Source organism: Micromonospora musae, from assembly GCF_003626545.1.
Taxonomy (GTDB): domain Bacteria; phylum Actinomycetota; class Actinomycetes; order Mycobacteriales; family Micromonosporaceae; genus Micromonospora; species Micromonospora musae.
In genome coordinates this window covers 65,187-84,393 of sequence record NZ_RAZS01000006.1, presented here as the reverse complement: position 1 = coordinate 84,393, position 19,207 = coordinate 65,187, and the positions used below count along the sequence as shown (strand labels likewise).

Genomic DNA, 19,207 nt, shown 5'->3' with positions numbered 1-19,207 from the left:
CGGGACAGGGCCCCCCGCAGGGAAGGGACGGCTGGCTGTGCACGACAGCCGGGAAGGCTGGCTGATCGGCACTCGTGCCGCGCGGTCACCACGGCCAACCTTCCAGGACGCGACTGGCATCTCGTCCACCCTGGTCAACGAGGCGCGCCGAGCGGAGTGACGGAAAATCACTCCTCCGGGTACGACGAAGCCCGCCGGCGCGCTGCCGGCGGGCTTCGTCGTTGCTGATCGAGATCAGGCGGCGAGCTTGCGCGCCAGGTTCTCGTCGAGCGCGTTCATGAACTCGTCGGTGGTCAGCCACGGGGCGTCGCGCGAGATCAGCAGCGCGAGGTCCTTGGTCATCTGGCCGCCCTCGACGGTGTCGACGATGACCTGCTCCAGCGTGTTGGCGAACTCGGTGACCGCCGGGGTGCCGTCCAGCTTGCCCCGGTGGGCCAGGCCCCGGGTCCAGGCGTAGATCGACGCGATCGGGTTGGTCGAGGTCTTCTCGCCCTTCTGGTACTGCCGGTAGTGCCGGGTGACAGTGCCGTGGGCGGCCTCGGCCTCGACGGTGCGGCCGTCCGGGGAGAGCAGCACCGAGGTCATCAGGCCGAGCGAGCCGAAGCCCTGCGCGACGGTGTCGGACTGCACGTCACCGTCGTAGTTCTTGCAGGCCCAGACGTAGCCGCCCTCCCACTTGAGCGCGGCGGCGACCATGTCGTCGATCAGCCGGTGCTCGTAGGTGAGGCCAGCGGCGTCGAACTCGGCCTTGAACTCGTTCTCGAAGACCTCGGCGAAGAGGTCCTTGAACCGGCCGTCGTACGCCTTCAGGATCGTGTTCTTCGTCGACAGGTAGACCGGGTAGTTGCGGTCCAGGCCGTAGCGGAAGGAGGCCCGCGCGAAGTCCCGGATCGACTCGTCGAAGTTGTACATGCCCATGGCGATACCGCCGCCGGCGAAGTTGGCGACCTCCATCTCGACCGGGGCGGAGCCGTCGGCCGGGGTGTAGGTGACGGTCACCTTGCCGGGGCCGGGCACCACGAAGTCGGTGGCCTTGTACTGGTCGCCGTGGGCGTGCCGGCCGATGATGATCGGCTTGGTCCAGCCGGGGACCAGGCGCGGCACGTTCGACATGATGATCGGCTCGCGGAAGACGACGCCGCCGAGGATGTTACGGATCGTGCCGTTCGGCGACCGCCACATCTTCTTGAGGCCGAACTCCTCCACCCGGGCCTCGTCCGGGGTGATCGTCGCGCACTTCACGCCGACGCCGTGCTCCTTGATGGCGTTGGCCGCATCGACGGTGACCTGGTCGTCGGTCTCGTCGCGGTGCTGGATCGACAGGTCGTAGTAGTGCAGGTCGACGTCGAGGTAGGGCAGGATCAGCTGCTCCCGGATCTGCTTCCAGATGATCCGGGTCATCTCGTCGCCGTCGAGCTCCACGACCGGGTTGTTTACCTTGATCTTCGCCATCGGCCGGCGCTCCTCTCGGGGGACACGTGCTCAAGCAGTACGAGCGTACTGGAAAGTTGCCGGCACCCCCCAGCCGGCCTCGGTGGAGGGAAAATCCACGACCGGCGCGGGAGATCAGTGGCATCATCGCCCGATGCCGCTGAGCCGCAGCCTCGGGTCTATCACGGTCACCGCGATCACCGACGGCGAGGGGCCGTTCTTCGAGCCCCGCACGGCGGCGTTCCCGGCCGCCACGGCGCGACAGTGGCGGGAGGCCGACCGGCGGGACCCGGCGGCGGTGACCCCCGACGGACGCTGGTGGCTGGGCTTCCGCTGCTTCGCGATCCGGGCCGGCGACGGACCGGTCACCCTGGTCGACGCCGGGATCGGGCCGGCCGACTCCCCCGCCGCGAGCTGGGCGCCCGTACCGGGTCGCCTCCCCACCGAACTCGCCGCCGCCGGCATCGACCCGGCCGACGTCCGCACGGTGGTGCTGACCCACCTGCACACCGACCACATCGGCTGGGCGGTCACCGGCTCTCCCGGCACGCCGTACTTCCGCAACGCCACCTACCTGCTGCAGCGCGCCGAGGCAGCCGCCGTCGACCGGGTCAACCCGCAGCTGGAGGCCGGGCTGGTCGCGCCGTTGCGCGCCGCCGGCCAGCTGCGGGAGGTCGACGGCGAGGCCTCGATCGGGCCGGGCGTACGCCTCCTGCCGACGCCGGGGCATACGCCGGGACACCAGTGCGTGCTGCTGGACGGCCGGGAGGAGCGGCTACTGCTCACCGGCGACCTGCTGGTGCACGCCGTCCAGCTGGTCGACCCGGAGCTCGCGTACGCCCACGAGGCGGACCCGGACACGGCGCGAACCTCCCGCACGGCCCTGCTCCGCACCCTCGCCGAGGCCGGCCCCACGACCCTGGCCACCCCCCACCTCGGCACCCCCTTCCACCCCCTCTAACCCCCACCCCTCCCTCACGCCCGGCCCACCCGCCCCCGGCCCCGGCCCGCCCCGGCCCCGGCGCGCCCGGCCCACCCGCCCCGCCGCGTTGATCAAGAGATTTGCGTCAGGATCCGGCGCCGGGATGACGCAAATCTCTTGATCAACGGGGGTGGCTGGGGTCGGAGGGGGTGGGATCAGGGGGTGGGATCAGGGGGTGGGGAGATGGCGGGAGGGGCGCGCCGTGTGCGGCGCGCCCCTCCCGGGTGGTGCTCAGGTCACATGTTGGAGATGTCGGCCTGCTTGGCGCGGACGGCCTCGGCGGCCTCCTTGAGGCTGGCCAGCTCGTCGGCGTCGAGGTCGGTCTCGACGACCTGCTTGACGCCCTCGGCGCCGATCTGGGCCTCCACGCCGAGGTAGACGCCGGAGATGCCGTACTGGCCGTCGACCCAGGCGCAGACCGGCATGACCTCGCCCGAGTCCTCGGCGACCGCCTTGGCCATCCGGGCGGCGGCGGCCGACGGCGCGTAGTACGCCGAACCGGTCTTGAGCAGCGCGACCACCTCGGCGCCACCGTTGCGGGTCCGGACGACGAGGTCCTCGATCTGCTCCGCGGGCATCACGTCACGCAGCGGCTTGCCGTTGACGGTGCTCTGCGAGGGCACCGGCACCATGGTGTCGCCGTGCGAGCCGAGGGTGAGGGTCTTCACCGACTTGACCGGCACGTTCAGCGCCTCGGCCACGAAGTTGCTGAACCGGGCGGTGTCGAGCATGCCGGCCTGGCCGAGCACGCGGTTACGCGGGAACTGGGTGGCGATCTGGGCCAGCGCGGTCATCTCGTCGAGCGGGTTGGAGACCACGATGACCACGGCGTTCGGTGCGTACTTCGCCACGTTCTCGGCGACCTGACGGACGATCTTGGCGTTCGTCTCGAGCAGGTCCATCCGGCTCATGCCCGGCTTGCGCGGCAGACCGGCGGTGATCACTACGACGTCGGAGCCCTCGATGGCGTCGTAGCCCTCACCGTTCTGGCCGGTGGTCACGCCGACCACCTTGGTCTCGAAACCCTCGACCGATCGCGACTGGTTCAGGTCCAGTGCGATGCCGGCAGGCTTGCCCTCGACGATGTCGGTGATAACGACGGTGTCGAAGATGTCGTACTCGGCCAGGCGCTGTGCGGTGGTGGAGCCGTAGAAGCCGGCGCCGACGACAGTGACCTTCTTACCCATGGTCGTCCCACTCCCTGATACCAGTCGGTTTTCCGGACCGTATCAGTCATCCTGGCACCGATCAGGCCAGGGGCGGACGGTTATGACCCCGTTGGGGGCAGCGGGGGCTCCGCCACCCGGAATCCGTTGCCGGGGGCCGCTTCCCGGCTGTCAGCCCTGCTCGGCGCGCTCGACCACGTTGGTGAGCAGCATGGCCCGCGTCATCGGCCCGACCCCGCCCGGCATCGGGACCAGCGCGCCGGCCACCTCCACCACGCCGGAGTCGACGTCGCCGGTGTAGCGGCCCTTGCCGTCCGGACCGACCACCCGGGTGATGCCGACGTCGACCACCACCGCGCCCGGGCTGATCATGTCGGCGGTGAGCAGGCCGGGTACGCCGGCCGCCACGATGACGATGTCGGCGGCCCGGGTGTGCGAGGCCAGGTCCAGGGTGCCGGTGTGGCACAGCGTCACGGTCGCGTTCTCGCTGCGGCGGGTCAGCAGCAGGCCGAGTGGGCGGCCGACGGTGTTCCCGCGACCGACCACCACGACCTTCGCGCCGCTGAGCGCCACGTCGTACCGGCGGAGCAGTTCGACGATGCCGCGCGGCGTGCAGGGCAGCGGCCCCGGGTAGCCGAGCACCAGCCGACCGAGGTTGACCGGGTGCAGGCCGTCGGCGTCCTTCGCCGGGTCGATCAGCTCCAGCACCCGCTGGGTGTCGAGGTGGCCCGGGAGCGGCAGCTGGACGATGTAACCGTGGCAGGCCGGGTCGGCGTTCAACTCGGCGAGCACCTGCTCGACCTGCTCCTGGGTGGCGTCGGCCGGCAGCTCACGCCGGATGGAGGCGATGCCCACCTCGGCGCAGTCGCGGTGCTTGCCGTTGACGTACGCCTGCGATCCGGGGTCGGCGCCGACGAGCACCGTGCCCAGCCCCGGGGTGATGCCCCGTTCGGCCAGAGCCTTGACCCGCGTACGCAGCTCGTCCTTGATCTCCGCCGCAGTCGCCTTGCCGTCCAGAAGCGTCGCCGTCACGAGCAGATCGTCTCACGGCCGGCACGCCCCGGTTGCGACGACCCGATGACCGCCGCCACCGGCGGTCTGCCTCCGGTTCGCCCATTGGTAACGGTGCGTGACATGAATTAGGTCACTCTTCGTGTCGATTATGGTCTGCGTCACAACTCGTCGGGACGGTTAGTTTCTTTGGGCAACAATCTGGACACGTACTCCAAGATTCGCCCATCCGGGTAGGAACCGAGACCTCATCAGCCTTGATCCAGACGAAAAAACGCTCGTCAGAGCCGAATCGACCGGGGTGCCTCTAACAGCATGGGCACCCCGGAGCAGAAGCCGGCCAGCCGCTCCGTTACCAGGTTGTGATCAAGTCGTTGCCGAAGTCGCGTTAACGGCCTACCGTTGCCGCTCGTTGCGCAGCGTCACCCAGCGTCGGGCTCGACTGCGCAGTGTGAGGAGATGAGGAGGCTTCATGCGAGTTCGTAGGCTCGCCGCCTGGACCGCCCTCCCGCTTGCGGTGACGCTGGGCCTCGCGGCCTGCGGCAGCGGCGGCGACGGTGGCTCCGGCGGCAGTGGCTCCGACACGGTCAGCATTCAGATCGCCGAGCCGCAGCACCTGGTTCCGACCAACACCACCGAGACGTCCGGCTCCCAGGTCGTCTCCGGCCTGTTCAGCCCGCTCGTCGACTACGACGCCCAGAACAAGCCCGTCGAGGTCGCGGCCGAGTCGGTCACGTCGACCGACAACAAGGCCTGGACGATCAAGCTCAAGGACGGCTTCACCTTCCACAACGGTGAGAAGGTCACGTCCGACGACTACATCAACGCCTGGAACTACGGCGCCTACGCGCCGAACGGCCAGGGCGGCAGCTACTTCTTCGAGAAGATCGCCGGCTACGAGGACCTCCAGGGCGAGCACCCGAAGGCCAAGACCATGTCCGGCCTGAAGAAGCTGGACGACCTGACCTTCCAGGTGACCCTGTCGGCGCCGTACATCGACTTCAAGACGATGCTCGGCTACAACGCGTTCTACCCGCTGCCGGACGCCGCGTTCTCCGCGCCCGGTGTGCTGAAGAGCGACTACGAGCAGGCGCCGATCGGCCAGGGCCCCTTCAAGATGAAGGGCACCTGGCAGCACGACAGCAAGATCGAGGTCGAGCGCTACGACGCGTACCCGCTCGACAAGCCGAAGGCGAAGAACATCGAGTTCCGGATCTACCAGCAGCTCACCGCCGCGTACGCGGACCTGCTGGCGGACAACCTGGACGTGCTCCCGACGATCCCCACGGAGAGCCTGAGCACCGCGCAGACCGACCTCGGCGACCGGTACCAGACCAGCCCGATGTCGTCGTTCCAGTTCCTGGCGTTCCCGACGTTCGACAAGGACTTCCAGAACCCGGACGTGCGCAAGGCCATCTCGATGGCGATCGACCGCGACGAGATCACGAAGTCGATCTTCAAGAACTCGCAGCAGCCGGCCCGTTCGTTCGTCTCGCCGGTGCTCCCGGGCTACCGGGACAACACCGCGGGTGCGGCCGGTGAGTTCAACCCGACCGAGGCCAAGCGGCTGTACCAGGCCGCCGGCGGCCCCGCGAAGATCACCATCTCCTACAACGGGGACGGCGGTCACAAGGACTGGGTCGACGCCACGGCCAACCAGCTCAAGGCCAACCTGGGCGTCGAGGTCGTCGGCTCCGCCGAGCCGAAGTTCGCCGACCTGCTGAACAAGGTCGAGAAGAAGCAGCCGGTGGGCATGTTCCGGCTGGGCTGGGTCATGGACTACCCGTCCATGGAGGACTACCTCGGCCCGCTGTACAGCACCAACGGCTCGTCGAACTACTACGGCTACAGCAACAAGGAGTTCGACCGCCTGGTCAAGGAGGGCTCCGCGGCGCCCACCCAGGAAGAGGCGATCAAGAAGTACCAGCAGGCCGAGGACATCCTGGCCAAGGACATGCCGGTGATCCCGCTCCGCTTCGGCGAGAACGTGTTCGGGCACTCGTCCAAGGTCAAGAGCGTCGAGATGGACCTGTTCCAGCGCGTCAACCTGCTGAAGGTCGAGGCGGCCAGCTGAGCTGACTGCGGCGCGGGCCACCCGGGGAAGCCCGGGTGGCCCGGGCACATCCGAACCGGCCCGGTCGCTCGGCGTCCGGGCCGGTTCCGGCGCCGGCCCCGGTCGGGGCCGAGGACCGGGTCGCAGGTGTTTCCGGTTCGACCAGAGATGTCGTCTCGCGACCCTTTCGCCTTTTTCCGGAGAGACTGGAAAGTATGTTCCGCTACATCCTGCGGCGCCTCCTACAGATGGTCCTGGCCTTCTTCGGGACCACGCTGATCGTCTACGCGCTGATGTTCGCCGGCCAGGGCGACCCGATCCAGGCACTCGCCGGCGAGCGACCGGTGACGGCCGCTCAGCGGGCATACCTGACGGAGAAGTACCACCTCGACGCGACCGGCGTCGGAGGCTTCTTCTACCGCTACTTCGACTACATCAGGAGCCTGCTCCAGGGCGACCTGGGCCAGTCGCTGACCGGCCGGAAGATCGGTGAGATCCTCCAGCAGGCGTGGCCGGTCACCGTGAAGCTCGCCCTCATCGCGCTCGCGGTCGCCGTGATCTTCGGCGTCACGGCCGGCGTGATCGCCGGCATCCGCCGCGCCGGCATCTTCGACAACTCCACGCTGGTGCTGACGCTGCTGGTGCTCGGCATCCCGACCATCGTGCTGGCTCCCCTCGCCCAGTTCTTCCTGGGCGTCAAGTGGCAGCTCTTCCCGCCCACCGCCGGCGCGGAGCCCGACTTCTACGCGCTGCTGCTGCCCGGCATCGTGCTCGGCTCGCTCTCACTGGCCACCGCGCTGCGGCTGACCCGCACGTCGGTGGCGGAGAACCTGCGCTCCGACTACGTCCGCACCGCGCGATCGAAGGGCCTGCTGAAGCGGCGCATCGTCAGCGTCCACGTGCTGCGCAACTCGCTGATCCCGGTGGTCACCTTCCTCGGTGTCGAGCTGGGCAACCTGATGAGCGGCGCGATCATCACGGAGGGCGTGTTCAACATCCCCGGCGTGGGCTTCAACCTCTTCCGCGGCATCCGCACCGAGGACGGCCCCCTCGTGGTGGGCATCGTCAGCGTGCTCGTCGTGGTCTACCTGGTCTCGAACCTGGTGGTGGACGTCCTGTACGCCGTACTCGACCCGAGGATCCGCTATGAGTGAGCGCAGCGAGCGAATCATCAGCGCAGTGTCCCGCGGCTCGGCGCGCCCCGTAGCGCAGCGAGGGGGTGCGCCGAGTGAGTGCGGCGGACGAATGATCAACGCAGCGTGCTTGGGCGCTCATGCCGGCACAGAGCGGAGCGAGGTGCAGGCATGAGTGACTTCGAAACGGTGGCCGCCACCGAGAACCAGGCCGCCCGGCGTGGTCCCTCGGGTGAGCCCGGCACGCCCAACCAGGTCGGCCCGAACAAGCCGCGCAGCCTGGCCGGGGACGCGTGGCGCGACCTGCGCCGCAAGCCGATCTTCTGGATCGCGCTGCTTCTGGTCGTGATCGTCACGCTGATGGCGATCTTCCCGAGCCTCTTCACCGGCAGCGATCCGAAGGACTGTGCGCTCGACCGGCAGAACCAGGGCCCGTCCGGCGGGGCCATCTTCGGGTTCGGGTTCCAGGGCTGCGACACGTACGCCCGGGCGGTCTACGGGACCCGGGCGTCGCTGCTCGTCGGCGCGCTCTCCGCGCTGATCACCGGCGTCATCGCGCTCGCGGTCGGGCTGCTCGCCGGCTACTTCGGCGGCTGGGCCGACGCGGTGCTCTCCCGGGTGATCGACATCGTGCTCGGCATCCCGCTGCTGCTCGCCGCGATCGTCCTGCTCAAGCGGATCGGCACGGACAACCCGAACTTCCGGCTCGGCGCGGTCGTCGTGGTGCTGGCAGTCCTCGGCTGGACCACGGCCGCCCGGGTGGTGCGCTCCTCGGTGATCACCGCGAAGGAGCAGGACTACGTGGCGGCGGCCCGGATGCTCGGCGCCGGCCACCTCCGGATCATGCTGCGGCACATCCTGCCGAACGCGCTCGCTCCCGCCATCGTGGTGCTGACCATCGCGCTCGGCTCGTTCATCGCCGCTGAGGCGACCCTCTCGTTCCTCGGCATCGGCCTCAGCCAGGAGACCATCTCCTGGGGTCAGGACATCGACACCGGCCGGGTCCACATGCGGGAGTCGTCCACGCCGCTGCTCGTCCCGTCGACCTTCCTCGCACTGACCGTGCTCGCCTTCATCATGCTCGGCGACGCGATCCGTGACGCCTTCGACCCGAAGCTGCGGTGAGTCGATGCCAACGCGAGCAGTGAGCGAAGCGAGCCCCGCAGTCGCGAGCGGAAAGGCAGACCAGTCATGACCGACGCCGTCGTCCAACCCACACCCGCCTCCGCGACGCCGGAGGGTGGCCACCTGCTCGAGGTCCGGGACCTGCACGTCGAGTTCCGCACCCACGAGGGCGTGGCCAAGGTGATCAACGGGGTGTCGTACCACCTCGACGCCGGAGAGACGCTCGCCGTGCTCGGCGAATCCGGCTCCGGCAAGTCGGTGACCGCCCAGGCGATCATGGGCATCCTGGACACCCCACCCGCGCACGTCCGCTCCGGCCAGATCCTCTACCAGGGGCGCGACCTGCTCTCCCAGTCGGAGGAGCAGCGCCGGCAGGTGCGCGGCAAGGAGATCGCGATGATCTTCCAGGACGCGCTCTCCGCGCTGAACCCGGTCTTCCCGGTCGGCTGGCAGATCGCCGAGACGCTGCGCAAGCGCGAGGGGATGTCCCGCGCCGACGCCCGCAAGCGGGCCATCGAGCTGATGGACCTGGTGAAGATCCCGGCCGCCGAGCGGCGGATCGGCGACTACCCGCACCAGTTCTCCGGCGGTATGCGGCAGCGCGTCATGATCGCGATGGCGCTGGCGCTCAACCCGAAGGTGCTGATCGCCGACGAGCCGACCACCGCGCTCGACGTCACCGTGCAGGCCCAGATCATGGACCTCCTCGCCGACCTGCGCCGGGAACTCGGCATGGCGATGATCCTGATCACCCACGACCTGGGTGTGGTCGCCGGCGTGGCGGACCGGATCGCGGTCATGTACGCCGGTCGCATCGTCGAGCACGCCGACGTCCGCTCGCTCTACCGGGCGCCGGCGCACCCGTACACCAAGGGGTTGCTGGAGTCGATCCCGCGCCTGGACGTCAAGGGCCAGGAGCTCGCGACGATCAAGGGACTGCCGCCGAACCTGATGCGGATCCCGTCCGGCTGCCCGTTCCACCCGCGGTGCCCGTACGTGCAGCAGGTCTGCGTGGACGTGGTGCCGCACAGCCTGGTCCTCGGCGACGGCCGGACCAGCGAATGTCACTTCGCGCAGGAGGTGCTCGATGACAGCGCCCGCTAGCCCCACCAAGGTCCGCGGCGAGACCATCCTCTCGGTTGACAACCTGATGAAGCACTTCCCGATCACGCAGGGCGTGCTGTTCAAGAAGCACGTCGGCGCGGTCAAGGCCGTCGACGGGGTCAGCTTCGAGCTGCGCCGGGGCGAGACCCTCGGCATCGTCGGCGAGTCCGGCTGCGGCAAGTCGACGCTGGCCCGGATGCTGATGCGGCTGGAGACGCCGACCTCGGGCAGCGCCACCCTGGAGGGGCGGGACCTGTTCAAGTCCTCCGGCGGCGAACTGCGCCGGCTGCGGCGGAACATGCAGATGGTCATGCAGGACCCGTACACCTCGCTGAACCCGCGGATGACGGTCGGCGACATCATCGGCGAGCCGTTCGAGATCCACTCGGACGCCGCGCCGAAGGGCAGCCGCCGCAAGCGCGTCCAGGAGCTGCTGGACCTGGTCGGGCTCAACCCGGAGCACATCAACCGGTACCCGCACCAGTTCTCCGGTGGTCAGCGGCAGCGCATCGGGATCGCCCGGGCGCTCGCCCTGCGTCCAGAGATCATCGTCTGCGACGAGCCGGTGTCGGCGCTGGACGTCTCCATCCAGGCCCAGGTGATCAACCTGCTGGAACAGCTCCAGGACGAGCTGGGGCTCTCGTACATCTTCATCGCGCACGACCTGTCCGTGGTGCGGCACATCGCGGACCGGGTCGGCGTCATGTACCTCGGCAAGATCGTGGAGATCGGCACCGAGGACGAGATCTACGAGCGGGCCACCCACCCGTACACCCAGGCGCTGCTCTCCGCCGTGCCGGTGCCGGACCCGGAGGTACGCCACGAGCGGAACATCATCCGGCTGACCGGTGACGTCCCCTCGCCGGCCGACCCGCCGTCGGGCTGCCGCTTCCGCACCCGGTGCTGGAAGGCGCAGGACATCTGCGCCCGGGAGGAGCCGCTCACCATCGCGCGGGCCGCCGACCCGCACCCCTCGGCCTGCCACTTCGCCGAGGTGCGCCCCACGGCCGCCTGACCCGCCCGACGTTCGCGCCCCGCGTGCCACGCCCTGCGAGACAGGGTTCGTGGCCCGCGGGGCGCGTCGTATGCGGAGAGGCCCACCGGCCGAGCACGACCGGACCACCCGAAGGCACGGGCGGCCCGGTCGGGCGAGGAGTCAGTGGAAGAAGTGGCGGGTGCCGGTCAGGTACATGGTCACGCCGGCCTCCTTGGCGGCCGCGATGACCTCCTCGTCACGGATGGAGCCACCGGGCTGCACGATGGCCCGGACGCCGGCCTCGAGAAGGATCTTCGGACCGTCGGCGAACGGGAAGAACGCGTCCGAGGCGCAGACCGAACCACTCGCCCGGTCGGCGCCGGCCCGCCGGACGGCGAGCTGCGCCGAGTCGACCCGGTTCACCTGGCCCATGCCGACCCCGACGGTCGCCCCGTCCTTAGCCAGCAGGATCGCGTTGCTCTTCACCGCCCGGACCGCCCGCCAGGCGAAGGCGAGATCGCGCAGCGTCGCCTCGTCGGCCGGTTCGCCGGTCGCGAGCCGCCAGCTCGCCGGGTCGTCGCCGTCCGCGTCGATCCGGTCCGCCAGCTGCACCAGCACGCCACCGCTGACCTGCCGCCACTCCGCCGGCGGCGGGTTCCAGGCCGGGGCGCGCAGCAGTCGGAGGTTCTTCTTCGCCTGGAGGACCTCGACCGCGCCGGCCTCGAACTCCGGCGCCACCAGCACCTCGGTGAAGATGTCGGCCACCTGCCGGGCCAGCTCGACCGAGACCGGCCGGTTGACCGCGATCACGCCGCCGTACGCGGAGACCGGGTCACAGGCGTGCGCCTTGCGGTGCGCGTCGGCGACGTCCGTGCCGACCGCGATGCCGCACGGGTTGGCGTGCTTGATGATCGCGACCGCCGGCTGGTCGGTGAAGTCGTTCGCGGCCCGCCACGCGGCGTCCGCGTCGACGTAGTTGTTGTAGGACATCTCCTTGCCGTGCAGCTGCTCGGCCTGGGCCAGCCCCGCCGGCGCGTCCGGGTCGGTGTAGAGCGCCGCCGCCTGGTGCGGGTTCTCGCCGTAGCGCAGTGCCCGGTCGGAGCGCAGCGCCAACCCGGCGAAGGCCGGCCACTCCGGCTCCCCACCCAGCTGCACCGCGCACCAGTTCGCCACCGCCACGTCGTACTCGGCGATGTCGGCGAACGCCCGGGCGGCCAGGGCCCGGCGCTGCGTCAGGGTGAAGCCCCCGGCGTCGAGGGCGGCGCGCAGGGCCGAGTACCCCGACGGGTCGGTCACCACCGCGACCGAGGCGTGGTTCTTCGCCGCCGCACGCACCATCGCCGGGCCACCGATGTCGATCTGCTCCACGCACTCGTCCAGGCTCGCGCCGGAGGCGACCGTCGCCTGGAACGGGTAGAGGTTGCTCACCAGCAGGTCGAACGCGGCCACCCCCAGCTCGTCCAGCTGGTCGACGTGCGACTGCTTGCGCAGGTCCGCCAGGAGGCCGGCGTGCACCTTCGGGTGCAGCGTCTTGACCCGACCGTCGAGGACCTCGGGGAACCCGGTGACCGTCTCCACCGCGGTGACCGGCACCCCGGCTCCCGCGATCGTCGCCGCCGTGCTTCCGGTCGACACGATCTCCACGCCGGCCGCGTGCAGCGCCTGGGCCAGCTCGACCAGGCCGGTCTTGTCGTAGACGCTGACCAGCGCCCGCCTGATCAGGCGGCGCTCGTCCTGAGTGGAGCTCACGGGATCGTGACCTTTCTTCCGATGATCGTCCAGCCGTTCCGTACCAGGCGGCCGACCTGCTCGACGAGCTGGCGCCGCTCGGCCGACTTGATGCGCTCGGTGAGCGTCTCCTCGTCGTCGTCGTCGAGCACCGGCACGGCCACCTGCGCGACGATCGGGCCGGTGTCCGTCCCGGCGTCGACGAAGAAGAGCGTGGCACCGCTGATCTTCACGCCGTAGGCGAGGGCGTCGCGCGGGCCGTGGATGCCCGGGAACGCGGGCAGCAGCGTGTTGTGCGTGTTCAGGTAGCGGTCGCCGAAGGCCGCGAGGAAGTTCGGCCCGACCAGCTTCAGGAACCCGGCGGAGATGACCAGGTCGGGGCGGTGCTCGGCGACCTGCGCGGTGAGCGCCCGGTCCCACTCCTCCCGGGTGTCGTACGCCTTGAGCGGCACCACGAAGGTCGGCAGCCCGGCCGCCGCGGCGTGGTCCAGCCCACCGATCCCGTCGCGGTCTGCGCCGACCGCGACCACCTGCGCGCCGTACGCCGGGTCGGCGGCCGCGTCGAGCAGCGCGTGGAGGTTGCTCCCGGATCCGGAGACGAGAACGACGATGCGGGCGGCGGGCACGGGCTCGGGCACCCGGCAACCCTATCGGGCAGGTCAGAGTGATCGGCGTCTGGGCGGCGCGCCGCCGACCCGGGCGGCGTTCAGGCGGTACGCTGCCGCTCGCCCCGGGTCGGCGCGTCTTTCCGCCACGCGTCCCGCGTCGCCGACCCGCCGCGTCGACGACAGGAGGTCGCCCACCGCCGTGAACATCCCCGACGCCGGCTGACCGCCACCCCACGGCCCGACGCGACGGCCGTTCCCGCGGCGGAACGACCTCCCGACGGGGTGACCGGCCCGCTGGTCGCACCCTCGACCGCCGCCGCAGGTGAACCCGGATCACCGGCATCACGTGTTGGGGGTGGTGCGTGCCCGGGACATCGGCGCGATCATGAGTAGCAACACCGACACGAACCGACGGACACAGCCAAGGAGCCTCGTCGAATGCAGCCCGGTTACCCCGGTCAGGACCCCCACGGCCAGCAGCCCAACCAGGATCCGACCGCCCAGCCGCACGATCCGTACAGCCCGCCGCCGGCCGCTCCCTACGGGCAGCAGCCCACCCCCGGCCAGCCGTACGGCCAGCCGCAGAACCCCCAGAACCCGCAGCCCCCGTACGGCCAGCCGTACCAGGACCCCTACGGCCAGCAGCAGCCGTACGGCGGGGCGCCGACGTACCCGAACGCCGGCTACCCGCAGCCGTCGGGCCAGAACAACACGCTCGGCCTGGTGTCGATGATCCTCGGCATCGCGGCCATCCCGCTGGTGTGCTGCTTCTACCTCGGCATCCCCGTCGGCATCGCCGGCATCATCACCGGTTACCTGGCCAAGCAGAAGGCCGACCAGGGGCAGGCGAGCAACGGCGGGCAGGCGAAGGCCGGTCTGATCTGCGGTGCCGTCGCTGTGGTCCTGGGCATCCTGGTGATCATCCTCGGCGTCATCGCGAACGTGAGCCTGCCGACCGAGCCCTGACCGGCGGCTGAGCGAAGGGGGCGTTCCGCGTGCGGCGGAACGCCCCCTCGTCGTTCACGCCGCGACCCGCCGGCGCCCCGGCCAGGCCCGCGACGTGACCGAACCGCGGCGTCATGGATCCGGATGAGGGCCGCGCCACGTCGGCGTGGGTGACCGCTGCTCTCCTCCGGGCGGCTGCACTCGGTGCTGCCGCTGACCGGGGCGACGCCCCGCCGGGCGCGGCCGGTCAGCGGGCGGCGGGGCGGGTGAGGACGCGCGTCGCCGCGGCGCCGAGCAGCGCGCTCGCCGCGACCACCGCCGTGGTCACCGCCCCCACCTGCCAGGCGACCGGACCCATCTCCGCGAGCCGGCCACCCCCGAGCGGCCCGCCGGAGAGCGCCGCCGCCACGCCGAGCAGGACGCCGGCCACCGGACCGGCGATCGCCGCCGGCCCGAGCAGCGAACCCCACCCGGACGGCGTGCGCTCCTCGGCCGCGAGCCGGAGCACGCGGCGGGCGAGCAGCCAACCGGCCGCCATCCCGGCCAGCACCGGCACCGCGAGCAGGCCCGCGCCGAGCCCGTCCATCGGGCCGCGCGGCAGCCCGGCGAGCAGAGGCACCGCCGGCAGCGCGCCCACGGAGACCTCGCTGGTGCGTACGGCGGTGTCGGCGCCGACCGCGAACCCGGGACCGAGCAGGTAACTCGTCGTCCAGATCATGGCGTTGGGCGCGTACGCGAGGCTGACCAGGATGATCCCCGCCTGACCGGCGACTCCGGTCCGGTAGGCCCCGATCATGTCGGCCGCGTCGCCGCCACCTGTCGCCACCGCCAGCCCGGCCGCGCCGGCCCCTGCGGCGAGCAGCAGCAGCCCGGCGACCAGGCCCGTGCGGACCCCGTCGCGCAGCACCGCCGGAGCGCGTTCGGCGAAGAGCCGGGCGACCCCGGTGATCCGCACGGCGCCGACCAGCGCGGCGAGCGTGCCCAGCAGGGCGAGGCTCACCCCCGCGCGAAGCGGTGCGGCGGCTCCGCCGGTGAGCAGGGCGGCGAGGACGCCGAGCAGCGCGTAGCCGGCGCCGACCGCGCCGGCCGAGACGAGCGCCTGGCGCGGCGACCGACCGCCGCGGGCACCGGTCGCGCGGCTGACATGGACACCCGCGCGGGCCAGCCGCCAGACCACCAGGGCGGTGAGCGCCAGCGGGGCGAGCCCGATCGGCCCGGCGTCGGTCCGCAGCGGCACGCCGTGCCCGAGCAGCCAGCCGGTCAGCCCGGCCCGGAGGGCGCCGGTCGGCGAGCCGGCGTCCTCGGTGAGTTGCGCCAGGCCCAGCACGACCGCGACCGGCAGGTACGAGGTGAGCGCGGCCCCGACGGCGGCCACCGCGGCGGCCACCGCCAGCGGTGCCCGGGTTCGGGGCGACCCGTCGGAGCGCGGTGCCGGCACCCGCCTGCCGGCGGCACGGTCGGCCGGCCGTTCGTCGGCAGCGGCGACCGCACCGGAACGGCGTGTCTGCTCAGGGGTGTCGGAGGACATCGGGGTCTACTCTGGCACGTCGCGTCCCCGACGGCAGTCCGATACCGCCCCGGTGTGGTTCGCGAGTCTCCGGCCGCGCCGACGCTCGGGCACCGGGTCGAGGGCGGGTGTGTCGGCCGGCCGGGCGGGCCGCCTCGGTGGCTGGGCCGCCGGGCGCTCGGGAGCACGCCGCCGGTGCCGATCGGTGCCGTCCGGAGAAGGCTGAGGGGGCCGACCGTTCCGGTCGACCCCCTCACCAGGTGCTCCGCTCAGTTGGCGGACATGATCTCCCGCATCAGGCGGGCGGTCTCGGTCGGCGTCTTGCCGACCTTGACGCCGACCGCCTCCAGGGCCGCCTTCTTCGCGTCGGCGGTGCCGGCGGAGCCGGAGATGATCGCGCCCGCGTGGCCCATGGTCTTGCCGGGCGGGGCGGTGAAGCCGGCGATGTAGCCGACCACCGGCTTGGTCACGTTGGCCTTGATGAACTCGGCGGCCCGCTCCTCGGCGTCGCCACCGATCTCACCGATCATCACGATCGCGTCGGTCTCCGGGTCGGCCTCGAAGGCGGCGAGGGCGTCGATGTGGGTGGTGCCGATGATCGGGTCACCACCGATGCCCACGCAGGTCGAGAAGCCGATGTCGCGCAGCTCGTACATCATCTGGTAGGTCAGCGTGCCGCTCTTGCTGACCAGGCCGATGCGGCCGGAGCCGGTGATGTCGGCCGGGATGATGCCGGCGTTGGAGGCGCCCGGGGAGGCGATGCCGGGGCAGTTCGGCCCGATGATCCGGGTCCGCTCGCCCTTCGCCACGTTGTACGCCCAGAACGCGGCGGTGTCGTGCACCGGCACGCCCTCGGTGATCACCACGGCGAGCTCGATCCCGGCGTCGATCGCCTCGATCACCGCGCCCTTGGTGAACTGCGGCGGAACGAAGATCACCGTGACGTCCGCGCCGGTCTCCTTCATCGCGTCCGCGACGGAGGCGAAGACCGGAAGGGCGGTGCCGTCGAAGTCGACGGACTGGCCCGCCTTGCGCGGGTTCACGCCACCGACGACGTTGGTGCCGGCCGCGAGCATCCGCTTGGTGTGCTTGGAACCCTCGGAACCGGTCATCCCCTGCACGATGACCTTCGAGTCCTTGGTCAGCCAGATTGCCATGATCAGACTCCCGCAGCGGCCAGCTCGGCGGCCCGCTCGGCCGCGCCATCCATGGTGTCGACCCGCTCGATCAGCGGGTTGTTCGCGTCGTCGAGGATCGCCCGACCGGCCTCGGCGTTGTTGCCGTCGAGCCGGACGACGAGCGGCTTGGTGACCTTCTCACCACGCTGCTCGAGGAGGGCGAGCGCCTGCACGATGCCGTTGGCGACCGCGTCGCAGGCGGTGATGCCACCGAAGACGTTGACGAAGACGCTCTTCACCGACGGGTCGGAGAGGACGATCTCCAGGCCGTTCGCCATCACCGCGGCGCTCGCGCCGCCGCCGATGTCGAGGAAGTTGGCCGGCTTGACGCCGCCGTGCCGCTCCCCGGCGTACGCGACCACGTCGAGGGTCGACATGACCAGACCCGCGCCGTTGCCGATGATGCCGACCTCGCCGTCGAGCTTGACGTAGTTGAGGTCCTTCTCCTTGGCGGCCTGCTCCAGCGGGTCCACCGCGGCCTGGTCGACCAGCCCCTCGTGGTCGGGGTGCCGGAACCCGGCGTTCTCGTCCAGGCTGATCTTGGCGTCGAGCAGCAGCAGCTTGCCCTCGCCGGTCTTGGCCAGCGGGTTCACCTCGACCAGGGTGGCGTCCTCGGCGACGAACGCCTGCCACAGGCCGACCGCGACCTCGACGACCTGGTCGGCGACCTCGGCCGGGAAGCCGGCGGCGGCGACGATCTCGCGGGCCTTCGCCTCGTCCACACCCTTGACGGCGTCGATCGGGGCCTTGACGACCTTGTCCGGGGTCTCGGCGGCGACCTGCTCGATGTCCATGCCGCCGGCCACGCTGGCGATGCAGAGGAAGGTGCGGTTCGCCCGGTCGAGCAGGTAGGAGAAGTAGTACTCCTCGGCCACGTCCGCGGTCACGGTGATCATGACCTTGTGGACGGTGTGCCCCTTGATGTCCATGCCGAGGATGTCGGTGGCGCGGGCCACCGTCTCCTCCGCGCCCTCGGCCAGCTTCACGCCGCCGGCCTTACCCCGGCCGCCGACCTTCACCTGCGCCTTGACGACCACCCGGCCGCCGAGGCGCTCGGCGATCGCGCGGGCCTCCTCCGGGGTAGTGGCGACGCCGCCGGCGAGCACGGGCAAACCGTGCCGCTCGAACAGGTCCCGCCCCTGGTACTCGTACAGGTCCACGATTGCGCGTCCCGTCCCGTCTCCGCGGCGCGCCGTCGCGCCGCCACCAGCGTTCAGAAAACAGTTTGACGCCTGCCATCAGTTGAAACAGGCCATTGGGCGCAGCCTAGCGAGGTGGGCACCGGCGGCAACCGAGCGGGTGCGCGGTGTGCGGTAATGCACAACCGCGCCGCGGCGGTGCCTCTCGCCGCGTATTCAGTCGTCCGGGCGATGTTGCCGGGAGTGCGTAACCCCTCCGTCGGGACGTCGTTGAGTCAGGTGTCGGAGCGCTGATCAGCGCGATGACGGGAGACGGCCGATGCCCTGTCGGTCGAGGGGTGGCGGCGGGGCATCGTGCATAGAGGGGCCGGACGTGTGAGGGGTGCGTCCGGCCCCTCCCCCGTCTCCGGAAACTGCCGACCCCGGCGCTCGCGGCCCTCGCGGGCTCCCGCCGGCGAGGTCAGCTGACGGGCTGGGCGACGTTCTGTCGCACCCATTCCACGATCGACGTGGTGGTCGCGCCCGGCGTGAAGATCTTGGCGACGCCCAGTCGCTCCAGCTCGGGGATGTCGCCGTCGGGGATGATGCCGCCCCCGAAGACCACGATGTCGCCGGCGTCGCGCTCGGCGAGCAGCTCGAGCACCCGGCGGAAAAGAGTCATGTGCGCGCCGGAGAGCACGGAGAGCCCGACCGCGTCGGCGTCCTCCTGGATTGCCGTCTCGACGATCTGCTCGGGGGTCTGGTGCAGGCCGGTGTAGATGACCTCCATACCCGCGTCCCGCAGGGCCCGGGCGACCACCTTCGCGCCTCGGTCGTGGCCGTCCAGACCTGGCTTTGCGACGACGACCCGAATACGAGAGCTCATCAGCGCACACCTTTCACCGGCTCCGCGGCCATTCACCTGAACGAACGGTAACCCGGGCGCGGGGGGTCCGGAAATCCGGGCCGGAGTCCTCGGTGGGGCGGGGTGGACGGGGCACGGGCGAGGACTCCTTGGTCACCGGGCCCGAGCAGGGTGCCGGTCGGGCGGCGGCACGGTCGGCCGGTTGTCGTCAAGCCGGACGACTCCGCCGTACCGGTCACGCTCGGCGACGAACGGACAGTTATCGGCTCATCGAACA

The 19,207-nt window shown here is 70.9% G+C and carries 16 protein-coding genes; 7 read left to right on the top strand and 9 right to left on the bottom strand.

The window, feature by feature from the left end; genetic code table 11:
- Positions 1–234 precede the first annotated feature (234 nt).
- Positions 235–1,452, bottom strand: a complete 1,218-nt coding sequence (locus D7147_RS17840) for an NADP-dependent isocitrate dehydrogenase (RefSeq protein WP_120679099.1) — start codon at positions 1,450–1,452, stop codon at positions 235–237.
- Between the two features lie 133 nt (positions 1,453–1,585).
- Between D7147_RS17840 and D7147_RS17835 the strand changes: the two genes are divergently transcribed.
- Positions 1,586–2,392 carry an MBL fold metallo-hydrolase gene (locus D7147_RS17835; RefSeq protein ID WP_120679097.1) on the top strand — a complete coding sequence of 269 codons (807 nt, stop codon included), beginning with the start codon at positions 1,586–1,588 and terminating at the stop codon, positions 2,390–2,392.
- Positions 2,393–2,649: 257 nt separating this feature from the next.
- Here D7147_RS17835 and mdh read toward each other — a convergent pair whose 3' ends face one another.
- Both mdh and D7147_RS17825 read right to left on the bottom strand, forming a co-directional pair.
- The gene (gene mdh / locus D7147_RS17830) at positions 2,650–3,600 is read right to left on the bottom strand and encodes a malate dehydrogenase (protein ID WP_120679096.1); all 951 of its coding nucleotides are present in this window, start codon (positions 3,598–3,600) and stop codon (positions 2,650–2,652) included.
- 150 nt (positions 3,601–3,750) lie between these two features.
- The gene (locus D7147_RS17825) at positions 3,751–4,611 is read right to left on the bottom strand and encodes a bifunctional methylenetetrahydrofolate dehydrogenase/methenyltetrahydrofolate cyclohydrolase (RefSeq protein WP_120679094.1); all 861 of its coding nucleotides are present in this window, start codon (positions 4,609–4,611) and stop codon (positions 3,751–3,753) included.
- Between the two features lie 451 nt (positions 4,612–5,062).
- Here D7147_RS17825 and D7147_RS17820 point away from each other — a divergent pair, with 451 nt between their 5' ends.
- From D7147_RS17820 to D7147_RS17800, 5 genes are all read left to right on the top strand, one after another.
- Complete coding sequence (locus tag D7147_RS17820; protein WP_120679092.1) at positions 5,063–6,664, top strand: peptide ABC transporter substrate-binding protein; 1,602 nt, start codon at positions 5,063–5,065, stop codon at positions 6,662–6,664.
- A 194-nt stretch (positions 6,665–6,858) separates the two neighbouring features.
- Positions 6,859–7,797, top strand: coding sequence for an ABC transporter permease (locus D7147_RS17815; protein WP_120679090.1), 939 nt, complete (start codon positions 6,859–6,861; stop codon positions 7,795–7,797).
- 150 nt (positions 7,798–7,947) lie between these two features.
- Positions 7,948–8,901: an ABC transporter permease gene (locus D7147_RS17810; RefSeq protein WP_120679088.1), complete on the top strand. Its 954-nt coding sequence runs from the start codon at positions 7,948–7,950 to the stop codon at positions 8,899–8,901.
- Positions 8,902–8,967: 66 nt separating this feature from the next.
- Positions 8,968–10,005 (top strand): ABC transporter ATP-binding protein, encoded by a 1,038-nt coding sequence (locus tag D7147_RS17805; protein WP_120679086.1) that lies wholly within the window; start codon positions 8,968–8,970, stop codon positions 10,003–10,005.
- Complete coding sequence (locus tag D7147_RS17800; RefSeq protein ID WP_120679084.1) at positions 9,989–11,020, top strand: ABC transporter ATP-binding protein; 1,032 nt, start codon at positions 9,989–9,991, stop codon at positions 11,018–11,020. Before D7147_RS17805 ends, D7147_RS17800 begins: the two co-directional genes overlap by 17 nt.
- 141 nt (positions 11,021–11,161) lie before the next feature.
- On the opposite strand, the gene purH is transcribed toward D7147_RS17800, so the two are convergent.
- Both purH and purN read right to left on the bottom strand, forming a co-directional pair.
- Entirely contained in the window at positions 11,162–12,730 is a 1,569-nt protein-coding gene (purH, locus tag D7147_RS17795; protein ID WP_120679082.1) for a bifunctional phosphoribosylaminoimidazolecarboxamide formyltransferase/IMP cyclohydrolase, read from the bottom strand.
- Complete coding sequence (gene purN / locus D7147_RS17790; protein WP_120679080.1) at positions 12,727–13,347, bottom strand: phosphoribosylglycinamide formyltransferase; 621 nt, start codon at positions 13,345–13,347, stop codon at positions 12,727–12,729. Before purN ends, purH begins: the two co-directional genes overlap by 4 nt.
- A 408-nt stretch (positions 13,348–13,755) precedes the next feature.
- On the opposite strand from purN, the gene D7147_RS17785 reads away from it, so the two are divergent.
- Entirely contained in the window at positions 13,756–14,283 is a 528-nt protein-coding gene (locus tag D7147_RS17785) for a DUF4190 domain-containing protein (protein ID WP_120679078.1), read from the top strand.
- 226 nt (positions 14,284–14,509) lie between these two features.
- On the opposite strand, the gene D7147_RS17780 is transcribed toward D7147_RS17785, so the two are convergent.
- From D7147_RS17780 to D7147_RS17765, 4 genes are all read right to left on the bottom strand, one after another.
- Entirely contained in the window at positions 14,510–15,790 is a 1,281-nt protein-coding gene (locus D7147_RS17780) for a cell division protein PerM (RefSeq protein ID WP_120679076.1), read from the bottom strand.
- 248 nt (positions 15,791–16,038) lie between these two features.
- The gene (gene sucD / locus D7147_RS17775) at positions 16,039–16,926 is read right to left on the bottom strand and encodes a succinate--CoA ligase subunit alpha (RefSeq protein ID WP_120679074.1); all 888 of its coding nucleotides are present in this window, start codon (positions 16,924–16,926) and stop codon (positions 16,039–16,041) included.
- Positions 16,927–16,928: 2 nt separating this feature from the next.
- Positions 16,929–18,107, bottom strand: coding sequence for an ADP-forming succinate--CoA ligase subunit beta (gene sucC / locus D7147_RS17770; protein WP_120679072.1), 1,179 nt, complete (start codon positions 18,105–18,107; stop codon positions 16,929–16,931).
- 439 nt (positions 18,108–18,546) lie between these two features.
- The gene (locus D7147_RS17765; protein ID WP_120679070.1) at positions 18,547–18,951 is read right to left on the bottom strand and encodes a cobalamin B12-binding domain-containing protein; all 405 of its coding nucleotides are present in this window, start codon (positions 18,949–18,951) and stop codon (positions 18,547–18,549) included.
- Positions 18,952–19,207 lie beyond the last annotated feature (256 nt).

Bases quoted from the DNA above. Each gene is read 5' to 3' on its own strand.
- sucD (WP_120679074.1), bottom strand. From the start codon at position 16,926: ATGGCAATCTGGCTGACCAAGGACTCGAAGGTCATCGTGCAGGGGATG.
- D7147_RS17815 (WP_120679090.1), top strand. From the start codon at position 6,859: ATGTTCCGCTACATCCTGCGGCGCCTCCTACAGATGGTCCTGGCCTTC.
- mdh (WP_120679096.1), bottom strand. From the start codon at position 3,600: ATGGGTAAGAAGGTCACTGTCGTCGGCGCCGGCTTCTACGGCTCCACC.
- D7147_RS17785 (WP_120679078.1), top strand. From the start codon at position 13,756: ATGCAGCCCGGTTACCCCGGTCAGGACCCCCACGGCCAGCAGCCCAAC.
- D7147_RS17820 (WP_120679092.1), top strand. From the start codon at position 5,063: ATGCGAGTTCGTAGGCTCGCCGCCTGGACCGCCCTCCCGCTTGCGGTG.
- D7147_RS17765 (WP_120679070.1), bottom strand. From the start codon at position 18,951: ATGAGCTCTCGTATTCGGGTCGTCGTCGCAAAGCCAGGTCTGGACGGC.
- D7147_RS17835 (WP_120679097.1), top strand. From the start codon at position 1,586: ATGCCGCTGAGCCGCAGCCTCGGGTCTATCACGGTCACCGCGATCACC.
- D7147_RS17780 (WP_120679076.1), bottom strand. From the start codon at position 15,790: ATGTCCTCCGACACCCCTGAGCAGACACGCCGTTCCGGTGCGGTCGCC.
- D7147_RS17840 (WP_120679099.1), bottom strand. From the start codon at position 1,452: ATGGCGAAGATCAAGGTAAACAACCCGGTCGTGGAGCTCGACGGCGAC.
- D7147_RS17805 (WP_120679086.1), top strand. From the start codon at position 8,968: ATGACCGACGCCGTCGTCCAACCCACACCCGCCTCCGCGACGCCGGAG.
- D7147_RS17810 (WP_120679088.1), top strand. From the start codon at position 7,948: ATGAGTGACTTCGAAACGGTGGCCGCCACCGAGAACCAGGCCGCCCGG.
- D7147_RS17800 (WP_120679084.1), top strand. From the start codon at position 9,989: ATGACAGCGCCCGCTAGCCCCACCAAGGTCCGCGGCGAGACCATCCTC.